The sequence below is a fragment of the Sedimentibacter sp. LTW-03 genome (assembly GCF_052059825.1).
GTDB lineage: Bacteria > Bacillota > Clostridia > Tissierellales > Sedimentibacteraceae > Sedimentibacter.
Window position 1 is genome coordinate 576,103 of record NZ_CP197180.1, and the last position, 12,335, is coordinate 588,437.

Annotated in this window: 10 protein-coding genes; all 10 read left to right on the forward strand. The window is 35.4% G+C overall.

Annotation, left to right across the window (positions count from 1 at the left end; all coding sequences use genetic code 11):
• The first annotated feature begins 131 nt into the window (after positions 1 to 131).
• The 10 genes from prmA to ACS3UD_RS02915 all read left to right on the forward strand — a co-directional run bounded on the left by prmA (position 132) and on the right by ACS3UD_RS02915 (position 12,325).
• Positions 132 to 1,106, forward strand: a complete 975-nt coding sequence (gene prmA / locus ACS3UD_RS02870) for a 50S ribosomal protein L11 methyltransferase (RefSeq protein ID WP_308137854.1) — start codon at positions 132 to 134, stop codon at positions 1,104 to 1,106.
• 10 nt (positions 1,107 to 1,116) lie between these two features.
• Entirely contained in the window at positions 1,117 to 1,854 is a 738-nt protein-coding gene (locus tag ACS3UD_RS02875) for a 16S rRNA (uracil(1498)-N(3))-methyltransferase (protein ID WP_308137853.1), read from the forward strand.
• A gap of 228 nt (positions 1,855 to 2,082) precedes the next feature.
• The gene (locus ACS3UD_RS02880; protein WP_308140126.1) at positions 2,083 to 3,297 is read left to right on the forward strand and encodes a dicarboxylate/amino acid:cation symporter; all 1,215 of its coding nucleotides are present in this window, start codon (positions 2,083 to 2,085) and stop codon (positions 3,295 to 3,297) included.
• 109 nt (positions 3,298 to 3,406) lie between these two features.
• Positions 3,407 to 4,546 carry a radical SAM family heme chaperone HemW gene (hemW, locus tag ACS3UD_RS02885; protein WP_308137852.1) on the forward strand — a complete coding sequence of 380 codons (1,140 nt, stop codon included), beginning with the start codon at positions 3,407 to 3,409 and terminating at the stop codon, positions 4,544 to 4,546.
• Between the two features lie 205 nt (positions 4,547 to 4,751).
• Positions 4,752 to 5,816 (forward strand): heat-inducible transcriptional repressor HrcA, encoded by a 1,065-nt coding sequence (hrcA, locus tag ACS3UD_RS02890; protein WP_308137851.1) that lies wholly within the window; start codon positions 4,752 to 4,754, stop codon positions 5,814 to 5,816.
• Positions 5,817 to 5,820: 4 nt separating this feature from the next.
• On the forward strand, positions 5,821 to 6,420 hold the full coding sequence (grpE, locus tag ACS3UD_RS02895; RefSeq protein ID WP_440977728.1) for a nucleotide exchange factor GrpE: 600 nt from the start codon (positions 5,821 to 5,823) through the stop codon (positions 6,418 to 6,420).
• 36 nt (positions 6,421 to 6,456) lie between these two features.
• On the forward strand, positions 6,457 to 8,307 hold the full coding sequence (gene dnaK, locus ACS3UD_RS02900; protein ID WP_308137849.1) for a molecular chaperone DnaK: 1,851 nt from the start codon (positions 6,457 to 6,459) through the stop codon (positions 8,305 to 8,307).
• A gap of 240 nt (positions 8,308 to 8,547) precedes the next feature.
• Positions 8,548 to 9,693, forward strand: a complete 1,146-nt coding sequence (gene dnaJ / locus ACS3UD_RS02905) for a molecular chaperone DnaJ (RefSeq protein ID WP_308137848.1) — start codon at positions 8,548 to 8,550, stop codon at positions 9,691 to 9,693.
• 257 nt (positions 9,694 to 9,950) lie between these two features.
• Positions 9,951 to 10,337 (forward strand): hotdog fold domain-containing protein, encoded by a 387-nt coding sequence (locus ACS3UD_RS02910; RefSeq protein ID WP_213924753.1) that lies wholly within the window; start codon positions 9,951 to 9,953, stop codon positions 10,335 to 10,337.
• Positions 10,338 to 10,636: 299 nt separating this feature from the next.
• Positions 10,637 to 12,325: a GspE/PulE family protein gene (locus tag ACS3UD_RS02915; protein WP_308137847.1), complete on the forward strand. Its 1,689-nt coding sequence runs from the start codon at positions 10,637 to 10,639 to the stop codon at positions 12,323 to 12,325.
• Positions 12,326 to 12,335: the final 10 nt, after the last annotated feature.

Consider the following 12,335-nt stretch of genomic DNA (forward strand, 5'->3'; position numbering starts at 1 on the left):
AGAATATTTATGTCACCACATAAGTAATTGTAAAGCACTGTATCTGTTCAACGGTGCTTTTTCATTGATAAAATACTATAATTAGATTATAATAAATAATGCTGTAAAATTTTGTTTATTTGGGAGGAATAATGAACTGGACTGAGGTTTCCATATATACAACAACAAATGGAATAGAAATAATAAATGGCGCTTTGATAAAATTAGGAATAAATGATGCGGTTATAGAAGATGCTGGAGTTTTTGAAGATTTTTTAAATAATGACACATTGAATTGGGACTATTATGATGAAGAGCTTGCTGAAATGAAAAATTGTGAAAGCTGTATAAAGGTATATTTAGCGGATAATAGTCAGGGAATGGAACTTTTTAGAAAAGTAGAAAAATACATTGAAGATTTAAAGAAAGAAAGCAATGAAATTGATATGGGCAGACTGGAAATAGCTACAAGGATTTTAAATGATGAGGACTGGGCTAACAACTGGAAACAGTATTTTAAACCTTTTTCTGTTTCAAATAAAATAATCATAAAGCCTTCATGGGAAAAACTTGACGAATCTGCAGAAGAAAAAATTGTTCTTAATATTGATCCAGGCATGAGTTTTGGGACAGGTCAGCATCATACTACAAGGCTTTGTATTGAGCAGATAATTAAGCATCTTAATGATGGCGATGAAGTGCTGGATATGGGATGCGGAAGCGGAATACTTTCCATAGCATCTTTGCTTCTTGGAGCTGTTAAGGCAACAGGTGTGGATATAGATGAAAATGCAGTTAGAATTGCTAAAGAAAATGCCGAATTAAATAACATTTATGAAGACAGGTTTGATGTTCTTTGCGGTGATGTAACCGATGATAAAAATCTGCAGGATGCAATAGGATACAACAAGTATGATATTCTTGAAATAAATATTATTGCTCAGATTATAATGGGTATGAGTTTCACATTCCCAAAATTTTTGAAAAAAGGAGGACTTGTAATAGCATCTGGTATTATAAAAAAATATGTTGGTGATGTTGTAGAAAACTTTAAATCTTTAGGATTTCAAATACTAGAGATAAATGATAGCGAAGAATGGGTATGTGTAACAGCTCAACTAAGATAGTGAGGTAAATATGTTCAGATATTTTTGTGCTGATGACAATATAAAAAATAATACTGTCAAAGTAACAGGCGGAGATGCAAGACATTTAAAAACCATACTTCGTGCAAAAGAAGGGGATAATATATCCTTAGTTACTGAAAGCAGTGAGTATGATGCGAAAATAATTGAAATTAATCAGGAAAACATAATTTGCGAGATTATAGAAGAAAAAAATACAAATAATGAAACAAAAATAAATGTTACTTTGTGCCAGGGGATACCAAAGCAAACCAAAATGGAAGATATTATTCAGCAGAATGTTGAATTGGGAGTGAAAAGTTTCATACCTTTGATGACTGAAAGAACAGTGGTAAAACTTAATGACAAAGATAGGGAACAAAAAAAGCTTGAAAGATGGCGAAAAATTGCCAAAGAGTCTTCTAAGCAGAGCAAGCGCAATATAATTCCTACAGTAGAAGATATAGTTAATGTCAAGGAGCTGCTTGAAAGGTTAAAAGAAGAAAATGCTGAGATAATTGTTCCATATGAGCTTGAAGACATGAAACTATTGAAGGATGTATTGTCTGTGCCTAAAGAAAATTATTACATAATAATAGGGCCTGAAGGGGGATTTGATATTAAGGAAATAGAAATGTTCAAGGAAGCTGGTGCGCATATAGTTACTCTTGGAAAAAGAATACTGAGAACAGAAACCGCAGGAATTGTTACCGCTTCAGTTATAATGTATGCATGTAATGAAATGTCTTAGCTGCCATCACAGGCAGCTTTTTTTAATAGAATTAGGAGAATTAGGGAAAATTTTTACTGGTAAATGGGATTCGATTAAAAGTATAACGCATTTAATATTAAGTATGGTATATATATGTAATACAAAGAAAAAAACATGTATTTGTTAAAAATACAGAGAGACAAAACGAAGAAACTAATGTATAATATAAATACATTTTATTAAAAGGAGGAATTTAGAATGAAAAAAATGCAATTAACAACCAAAATTTTCATTGGCTTGGCTTTGGGTATACTTGCAGGAATTATTTTTCAATCAAATCCCGAAATTGCTAAGTCATACATCAAGCCTTTCGGTACATTATTTTTAAACCTTATTAAACTTTCAATAGTACCGCTGGTATTTTCTTCGCTTGTAGTTGGTGCATGCAGTATGGATGATGTCAGAAAGCTTGGGAGAATAGGCGGAAAGACTGTGGCATTTTATATGTTAACCACCGCGTTTGCTGTTACAATCGGACTTATTTTAGCAAATATTTCGAACGTAGGCGGAGATTTTAGCATACCGGCAGATCTGGAGTTTGAAATTTCTGCAGCTCCAAGTATTACTGAAACATTATTGAACATTATTCCTTCAAATCCTTTAAATGCTTTAGTAGAAGGAAAGATGCTTCAAATTATAGCGTTTGCATTGATTATTGGGGCAGGAATCATAGGTATTGGCGAAAAGGGTAAGATTTTATTTAATTTCTTTGATGCATTTGCTGAAGTAATGTACAAAATAATTGGCAAAATAATGGAGTTTGCTCCTATAGGAGTTTTTGCGCTTATTACTCCCGTAGTTGCTGAAAACGGACCTGCAGTATTGCTTCCGCTTCTTAAGCTGATTATTGCTGTATATATTGGATGTGCTTTGCATGCACTGCTTACATATTCATCGGTGGTAAGTATTTTTGCAAAAATTAGTCCTCTGAAATTTTTCAAGGGAGCTGCTCCTGCGATGATGTTTTCTTATTCAACTGCCAGCAGCTCGGGAACTCTTCCAATTACGATGAAGTCTGTAGAAGAAAATCTTGGCGTTTCAAAGTCAATATCAAGCTTTGTTCTGCCTTTGGGAGCTACCATTAATATGGATGGAACAGCTATATACCAAGGTATATGTGCAATTTTTATAGCAAATATTTATGGGCTTGATTTGTCAATCAGCGCCCAGCTTACAATAATTTTAACAGCCACACTTGCATCAATAGGAACAGCCGGAGTTCCAGGAGCAGGTATGATAATGCTTGGCATGGTTCTTCAATCTGTTGGGCTCCCTATCGAAGGAGTTGCGTTGATAGCAGGAGTTGACAGAATTCTCGATATGATGAGAACAATGATTAACGTTACAGGTGATGCTGCATGTTCGGTAGTTATTGCTTCAACAGAAGGAGAATTGAACAAGGAAGTCGTTGCAAGTAAATAACCAATATCAAAAAAATTGAACAAATGCGTAAATAATGATATAATCGGAGCTGGAAACAGCTCCTTTATATTTTTATAACAGGTGCAAAAAAATTATGATATGAGGCAGTATGAAAAAACTAGGAATATATATACATATTCCGTTTTGTAGGCAAAAATGCAATTATTGCGATTTTTACTCTATGAAATGGAACGATGAGTCAGAAAAGAAATATATAAAGGCGTTAACTAATGAAATAAAAACTCAAGGCAAGGAATTAAAAGATAACTATATTGCGAACACTATTTATTTTGGAGGTGGAACGCCTACTATTATTAAGCATGAAAATATAAAAGAAATAATTGATAGCATTTGTGAAACAATGGAAATTGACAAATGCGCAGAAATCAGCATAGAAGCAAATCCCAACACCTTGACATTGGAGAATCTCAATGCATATAGGGACATGGGGATAAACAGGCTTAGCATTGGAATTCAGTCGTTGAACGATGAAATTTTAAGACAAATAGGAAGAATACATAACAGTGCAGAGGCATTGGATGCTATTGATAGAGCGTTAGAAAGCGGATTTGAAAACATAAATGCTGATGTTATGTTCAATATTCCTGGTCAGAATGTTTGTGACATAGAAGAAACTATCACAAAAATAATAAACAGAGGTGTGAAGCATATCTCATTTTATTCTCTAAAACTTGAAAAAGGTACACCTATGTACAACATGGAAAAAATAAATAAAATTATAATGCCTGATGAGGAATCAGAGCGTGAAATGTATTATGCAGGAAGAAAAATTATGGAAAGCAATAATATGTTTCAATATGAAATTTCTAATTTTTCCAATAGAGGTTATGAATGCAGGCACAACCTAAAATACTGGGAACAGGAGGAATATGTAGGTTTTGGACCGTCTGCTCATTCATTTATTAATAGTATAAGGTACAGCAATCCTCCAGATTTGAAATCATATTGTGAAAACGGACTTTCAAATAATTATGAAAGAATAATTCACGAAAAATTAAGTGATCAGGATCGGATGTTTGAATATATCATGCTTAGGTTGAGATTAACGGAAGGTTTAAATTTAGATGAATTTAACAATAAGTTTGGTATAAGCTTTGAAAAAGCTTTTAAAGTTCAGATAGAGAGAATGATAAATAATCTATTAATGGAATACAGCGGAAGAAATGTACGGCTTACAGAAAAGGGAATGGATATTTCAAACTATGTGATAGAAGAATTTTTACCGTAAATAAAGATTGTAAGGTTTGGACATAAAAGATTTCGATGTAAAAACAAGAGTAATTTTGCGCTGCTGTGTGACATAGATCACACTGTAGGAATTTGTGTTATAATTTTTTTAATAATATCTATTGACAAAGTAAATTTAAAGTAGTAAATTATATCTATAGATTTAGCACTCAATCAAAGAGAGTGCTAACAAAGAGGTGAACGAAATGTCTTTGGATAAGAGAAAAGTAAAAATTTTAAAAGCTATTATCTCAAGCTATATTGATAATGCGGAAGCAGTCGGCTCAAGGACAATTTCAAAAAAATATGAGCTTGGCGTAAGCCCGGCTACAATTAGAAACGAAATGTCTGATCTGGAAGAAATGGGCTTTTTAATTCAGCCCCATGCTTCAGCAGGAAGAATACCTACGGATAAGGCATACAGATATTATGTTGACGGCCTTTGGAAAAAAGTCATGGGCTCTGCAAATTCAAATGCAAATATAAATGAATTGAGAAGTATAATTGAAGATAAAGCAAGTGAGATGGATTCTGTATTTAAAAATTCCGTCAGAATTTTGTCTCAATTTACAAAGTACACATCGTTTATAGTGTCACCTCATCTGAAGCAATCTGAAATTAAGAGAATTCAGCTGGTCCCTATAACCGATAGAAAAATCCTTCTTGTTTTAATATTGCAGAGCAATATTGTAAAGCAGGTTGTCTTGAGGCTTAACAGTTCTATACCTTTAGATCAGATGGATAAAATATCAGTATCGCTATCAGAAAAATTAAATGGCTACAAGCTTGAAGATATTGAAACAATTAAGGATAGCTTAATAGAGCAGCTTTATCATTTAAAAGAAAGTAGCAGCGACTCATTGTTAGAGCTATTACCGTTCTTGGTTGATCAAATAAGCAAATTAGAAGATTTCAACGTCTACTCAGACGGTTTGACAAGTATTCTTGATTTGCCTGAATATAATGACGTTGTCAAAGCAAGGGAGTTTATTTCATTTGTTGAAGATAAGGACAGCATGGCAAAGCTGTTCCAATATACCGGCGAAAATGATTTTGACATATGTATTGGCCGTGAAAATGAATACGAAGAGCTTAGGGATTGCAGCTTAGTAACAGCAACATATAGGCTTAACGGTAAATTGATTGGGAAGATTGGTGTTATAGGTCCCATGAGAATGGATTACAGCAAGGTTATTTCAACGGTTAAGTCAATGTCGGAAGCAGTGAATGAAATAATAAGTCGGAACTTTGACGATGAAAATAAGGAGTGAAGAAATGGCTAAGGCAAAAAAACATGATGAAGAAAAACTGAAGGAAGAAGAGCTTAAGCTGAAAGAGGAAGAAAAAGAGATGGATGCTTCAAAAGAGTCTAATAAAAAGGTTCAACAAGATAATTCAAAGGAAAATGAAGCGGACAAATCAGAAGATACAAAAGAACAAGATGATTTACAAATGGAAATTAACAGCCTTAATGATAGGTTACTTAGGCTTCAAGCGGATTTTCTGAACTACAAGACTAGGACTGAAAAGGAAAGAGTATCTGCATACGGAAATGCTATTTCAGATTTTATGTTGGATTTGCTGCCGGTTATAGACAATTTTGATAGGGCACTGGCATCAGACTGCGGAGACAGCACTTCCTATAAAGAAGGAATTCAAATGGTTTACACTCAATTAATGGGAATACTTGATAAAAAGAGCTTAAAGGAAATTGATGCTCTTAATAAACCATTTGATCATAATTTCCACTATGGTGTGGGATTTGAAGCGAGTGATGAGCATGAAGATGGAACAGTTATCGATGTGCTCCAAAAAGGTTATACTGTTAACGACAAATGTATAAGACCTGCAATGGTAAGAATTTGCCGTAAATAATAAATAAAATTATTCTATAAATTGTGGAGGAAAAAAATGAGTAAAGTTATAGGAATTGACTTAGGAACAACAAACTCTTGCGTTTCTGTTATGGAAGGTGGAGAAGCTGTTGTTATAGCAAATGTTGAAGGTAAAAGAACAACTCCTTCAATTGTAGCATTTACAAAAGACGGAGAAAGATTGGTTGGTGAAACTGCTAAAAGACAGGCAGTTACAAACCCTGACAAAACAATAGCATCAATCAAAAGACATATGGGTTCAGACCATAAGGTAAATATAGACGGAAAGGCATATTCACCTCAAGAAATTTCAGCTTTCATTCTTCAAAAGTTAAAAGCGGACGCTGAAAGCTATTTGGGCGAAAAAGTAACAGAAGCTGTAATTACAGTTCCTGCATACTTTTCAGATAGCCAAAGACAGGCTACAAAAGATGCCGGAAAAATTGCAGGCCTTGATGTAAAAAGAATAATAAATGAACCAACAGCTGCTGCACTTGCATACGGTGTTGATAAAGAAAACCATATGCAGACAATTATGGTATATGACCTTGGTGGTGGTACATTTGATGTTTCAATTCTTGAAATTGGAGAGGGAGTATTTGAGGTTAAATCTACAGCAGGAAATAACAAGCTTGGCGGAGATGACTTCGATCAGGTTGTAATGGACTATTTAGCAGATCAGTTCCAAAAAGAAAATGGAATAGATTTAAGAAAAGATAAAATGGCACTTCAGAGATTAAAAGAAGCTGCAGAAACAGCTAAGAAAGAGCTTTCTAGTGCAATGACTACAAATATTAATCTGCCTTTTATAACTGCAACTCAGGATGGACCAAAGCATATGAATATGGATCTTACAAGAGCTAAATTCAACGAGCTTACAGCATTCTTAGTTGAAAAAACTGTTGAACCTGTTAAAAAGGCTATGTCAGATGCTAAGTTAAGCGCTAATGATATAGATAAAGTATTGCTGGTAGGTGGTTCTACAAGGACGCCATCAGTGCAGGAAGCAGTAAAAAGATTAACTGGAAAAGATCCTCATAAGGGAATTAACCCTGATGAATGTGTTGCATTAGGAGCAGCTATTCAAGGTGGTGTTCTGACAGGAGAATTTGGCAATGACATACTGTTAGTTGATGTTACTCCTTTATCATTAGGTATTGAAACATTAGGCGGAGTATTTACAAAATTAATTGAAAGAAATACAAGAATTCCTACAAAGAAAAGCCAAGTGTTCTCAACAGCTGCAGACAATCAGCCTGCTGTTGACATCCACGTATTACAGGGTGAAAGACAGATGGCACAAGACAACATAACACTGGGAAGATTCCAGCTTTCCGGAATTGTTCCAGCACCTAGGGGAATTCCTCAGATTGAAGTAACTTTCGATATAGATGCCAACGGTATTGTTAATGTAAGTGCTAAGGACTTGGGAACAGGAAAAGAGCAAAAAATTACAATTACATCATCAACTAAGATGTCAGACGATGAAATAGATAAAAAAGTTAAAGAAGCAGAGCAGTATGCAGAGCAAGATAAGAAAAGAAAAGAAGATATAGAAGTAAAAAATAATGCTGATACTCTAGTATACCAGACAGAAAAAACTTTGAAAGATTTAGAAGGAAAAATTTCTGACGAAGAAAAGGCAAAAGCACAGTCAGCTGCCGATGAGTTGAAAAAAGCAATTGAAAGCAACGATTCAGAACAAATGAAGGATAAGACAGAAAAACTTACTGCCATATTCAATGAACTTGCTCAAAAACTTTATGCTCAAACAGGAGCACAGGGAGAACCTCAGGCTGATCCTAATGCAAGTCAAAATTCATCAGCAGGTGATGACAATGTTGTAGACGCAGATTTTGAAGAAATTCACGACGACGAAGATAAATAAATTTTGCCGGGAAATTTTGAAAAATCTTGAAAAAGCATTGAATAAAATATATAATAGCTACGTTAAGTCCAAGCTAAATCCTGTTGGGGTTTAGCTTGGTTAACGTATAGGAAGCCATACCGCTGTTTTTCATGAACAGCGGCAGGTATTTCGCAAGTGGTCTATAATTTGCTGAGCAGTGGCAAGCAAATAAATGTAGAAATAGGCTGCGAACATATAATGTAACAAGGTGGTGAAAGAGTGGCAAAGCGAGATTATTATGAAATATTGGGAGTAAGTAAAGATGCTGACGATAAAACAATTAAATCGGCATTCAGAAAGCTGGCAAAACAATACCATCCTGACTTAAATCCTGACAATAAAGAGGCGGAAGCAAAGTTTAAGGAAATAAATGAAGCTTATGAAGTGTTAAGCAACCCTGAAAAGAAAGCAAAATATGATCAATTCGGTCATGCTGCGTTTGATCAAAATGCTGGATTCGGTGGAGGCGGTGCCGGTTTCAGCGACTTTGGAGATATATTTGGAGACATATTTGGCGATTTCTTCGGCGGCGGTTTTGGCGGTGCTGGTGCAAGAGCACAAAGATCAGGTCCGAAAGCAGGGTCGGATCTTAAGATTAAGCTGGATATATCATTTGAAGATGCAGCTTTTGGTACTAAGAAGGAAATAAAAATAAATCGTGTCGAAAAATGTCATGTATGCGACGGTTCGGGAGCCAAGAAAGGAACCAGCAAGAAAACATGTCCTACGTGTCATGGATCAGGAAGCGTAAGAACGGTTCAAAGAACTCCGTTCGGTCAATTTGCAAGTACAAAATTATGTTCAACATGCGGTGGTACAGGCGAGATCGTGGAAGAACCATGTACATCATGTGGAGGAACAGGCAAGGAAAAAAAATCAAGAAAACTTTCTATCAACATCCCTGCAGGGGTGGATACAGGCTCGGTAATTCCTTTGAGGGGTGAAGGAAATCACGGTGAGCAGGGCGGCCCGTCAGGAGATTTATACGTATATATAAATGTACTGCCTCATGAAATATTTGAGAGAGACGGAAATGATGTCTGGTGTGAAATCCCCGTTTCATTTGCAAAAGCTACATTGGGCGGTTCCATCCAGGTTCCGACTATAGAGGGCAAGGTTAAATATGATGTTCCAGAAGGAACACAGACAGGAACGGTATTCAGACTTAAAAATAAAGGAATAAAGAATTTACGAGGAGCAGGTAAGGGTGACCAATACGTAAGAGTAAAAGTTGAGGTTCCTAAGAAACTTACTGAAAAACAAAAAGCAATACTTCAGGAGTTTGCCCAAGAAATGGGAGAACATAACGATAAGGATGATAAAAAAGGCTTTTTCGGAAAGATGAAAGATGCTTTTAAAGACTAATAGTATAACAGAATTTTGATGACAAAACCAACAAGATAGCAAGTTTATTGCAGTATGAGACGCCTTTGATAGGGCGTCTTTTTTGTACTACATACTAATGCAAGGCAAAATTGTTGGACTTTAACTGGAAGAAGTTATGCTCGGTCTCGGCATAGCCGTCAATAAAATGATTGAAATTGACAATTTTGCAAATCAGTGCTAGAATAGGCTTGTCACAGGGCGAACGACAGAGGAAAGCAAAAAATTCGGAGGTAGTAATGAAATCATTAATCAGAATGAGAATGAGTGCGCACGATGCGCATTATGGCGGAGATTTGGTTGACGGGGCAAGAATGCTGGGACTTTTTGGAGATGTGGCTACAGAACTTCTTATTAGAAATGACGGAGATGAAGGGTTGTTTGTAGCGTATGATGACGTTGAGTTCTTGGCACCTGTTTATGCAGGTGATTATATTGAAGCAGAGGGAGAAATTACTTCTGTGGGAAATTCATCCAGAAAGATGAAGTTCGAGGCAAGAAAGGTTATAGTACCGAGGAAGGATATAAATGACTCCGCATGCGATTTTCTTGATGAACCTATAATTGTGTGCAAAGCGAGCGGAACATGCGTGGTAACTAAGGATAAACAAAGAAAAAATAAATAATTAAATAAATATAAATATTATGATAAGAACAGATGCTTAAATATCTGTTCTTATTTTATTTTATGTAATTAAAGTGTAATTAAAATAAAATTATAATTAAATGAGTAAATAGTATAATGTAAGTGAATTCTTATGCAGCGGCATTGCAAAATATAATATTATTTTTATATTTTTAATATTTACTTTAAAGTTACAGGCTTTAAATATAATAAGTTGACGATGACATTTTCTTTTTAACATAATTACTAAATTACAAATATTTTTAAGTTAGTGTTATTTTATACAGCAAAGGAGAAAACATGAACAAATACAGCAAGACTGCAAGGCTTGGAGATATTCTTCTGCAAAAAAAGGAAATAACACAGGAACAGCTGAATGAAGCACTGAAATCACAGGCAGGAAGCGGCAAAAAATTAGGTGAAATACTGATTGAAAAGGGATTTGTAACTCAGAAATCAGTAATGAATACACTGTCTGAGCAGCTGGGACTGGATATAGTAAATTTAGACAATTATCATATTAGCCTTGAGGCAACAAAGCTTATATCAGAAAAACTTGCCAAAAGAACCAATGCCATACCGTTAAAAATATTCGGCGATAAAATGATTGTAGCTATGAGCGAGCCGCTTAATATTTTTGATATAGAAGATATTGAGATGGAATCCGGCAAAAAAGCGGAAATTGTACTGGCGTACAGATCTCAAATAACAAGTGCAATAGAAAAGTACATGAGCCGGAGAAGCGCAGAGAAAGCAGTAGAAGATTTTAACAAAGAAAATTTGTTTTATGATGATTTTGATGCATTGAATGAAGAAACCGATATAAATGTTAGCAATTCACCTGTCGTAAGGCTTATTAACTCCCTTATCAGGCAGGCACTGAAGATGGGTGCAAGCGATATACATATAGAACCGCTGGAAAACAGAATAAGGGTAAGAGCAAGAATAGACGGAGATTTACAAGAAATTCTTACGCCGTCCAAGCATACGTTGTCCGCTATTGTAACGAGAGTAAAAATAATGTCGGGTATGAATATTGCAGAAAAGAGAATACCTCAGGATGGCAGAATTGAAATAAAAGTTGATGATTCAGAGGTTGATTTACGTATTTCCGTACTGCCGACTGTTCATGGTGAAAAAATTGTAATGCGTTTGCTGGACAGAGGAAATTTTTTGAAAGAAAAGAGCGAGCTTGGTTTTACAAGAGAAAATCTCTTTATGTTTGAAGAAATATTAAACTCTCCAAATGGAGTTATTCTAGTTACAGGTCCTACGGGAAGCGGAAAGACGACTACATTATATGCGGCGCTGAACGAGTTAAATAAAATAGATAAAAACATAATAACAGTTGAAGATCCAGTGGAGTATAAAATAGAGGGAATAAACCAAGTTCAGGTAAATAATAAGGCAGGACTTCACTTTTCAACAGGTTTGAGGTCCATACTGAGACAGGATCCGGACATAATAATGGTCGGTGAAATAAGAGATGAAGAAACGGCAGAAATAGCTGTAAGAGCAGCTATTACAGGACATCTTGTCATATCTACAATACATACAAACGATGCTCCATCCACAATAATGAGACTGCAGGATATGGGTGTTAAGCCGTTTTTGATTGCTGCTTCATTGAGAGGAGTTGTGGCTCAAAGACTTGTGAAAAGAGTTTGCACCAACTGTATGATTGAATATCAGGCAAGTGATATGGAAAAAATTCTGCTTGAAGCAGAAGGTAAAATTACACTTCGAAAGGGCATGGGATGTCCAAAGTGCTACAATACAGGATACAGCGGAAGAATTGCAATACATGAAATACTGAAGGTGGATAAGGCTGTTAGGGAAGCCGTTCAGGGCGGCAAGAGTATTGATGAAATAACACAGGCTGCTGAAAAGGGCGGAATGAAGACACTGAAGGATAACTGCAGAGAATTGGTATTATCGGGCATAACAACGGTTGAAGAATACTCACAGATAATATATAAAATGGATTAGCGGGGGGAAG

Excerpts from the sequence above, each read along its gene's own strand:
- prmA (WP_308137854.1), top strand. The coding sequence starts at position 132 with ATGAACTGGACTGAGGTTTCCATATATACAACAACAAATGGAATAGAA.
- ACS3UD_RS02875 (WP_308137853.1), top strand. The coding sequence starts at position 1,117 with ATGTTCAGATATTTTTGTGCTGATGACAATATAAAAAATAATACTGTC.
- ACS3UD_RS02880 (WP_308140126.1), top strand. The coding sequence starts at position 2,083 with ATGCAATTAACAACCAAAATTTTCATTGGCTTGGCTTTGGGTATACTT.
- hemW (WP_308137852.1), top strand. The coding sequence starts at position 3,407 with ATGAAAAAACTAGGAATATATATACATATTCCGTTTTGTAGGCAAAAA.
- hrcA (WP_308137851.1), top strand. The coding sequence starts at position 4,752 with ATGTCTTTGGATAAGAGAAAAGTAAAAATTTTAAAAGCTATTATCTCA.
- grpE (WP_440977728.1), top strand. The coding sequence starts at position 5,821 with ATGGCTAAGGCAAAAAAACATGATGAAGAAAAACTGAAGGAAGAAGAG.
- dnaK (WP_308137849.1), top strand. The coding sequence starts at position 6,457 with ATGAGTAAAGTTATAGGAATTGACTTAGGAACAACAAACTCTTGCGTT.
- ACS3UD_RS02910 (WP_213924753.1), top strand. The coding sequence starts at position 9,951 with ATGAAATCATTAATCAGAATGAGAATGAGTGCGCACGATGCGCATTAT.
- ACS3UD_RS02915 (WP_308137847.1), top strand. The coding sequence starts at position 10,637 with ATGAACAAATACAGCAAGACTGCAAGGCTTGGAGATATTCTTCTGCAA.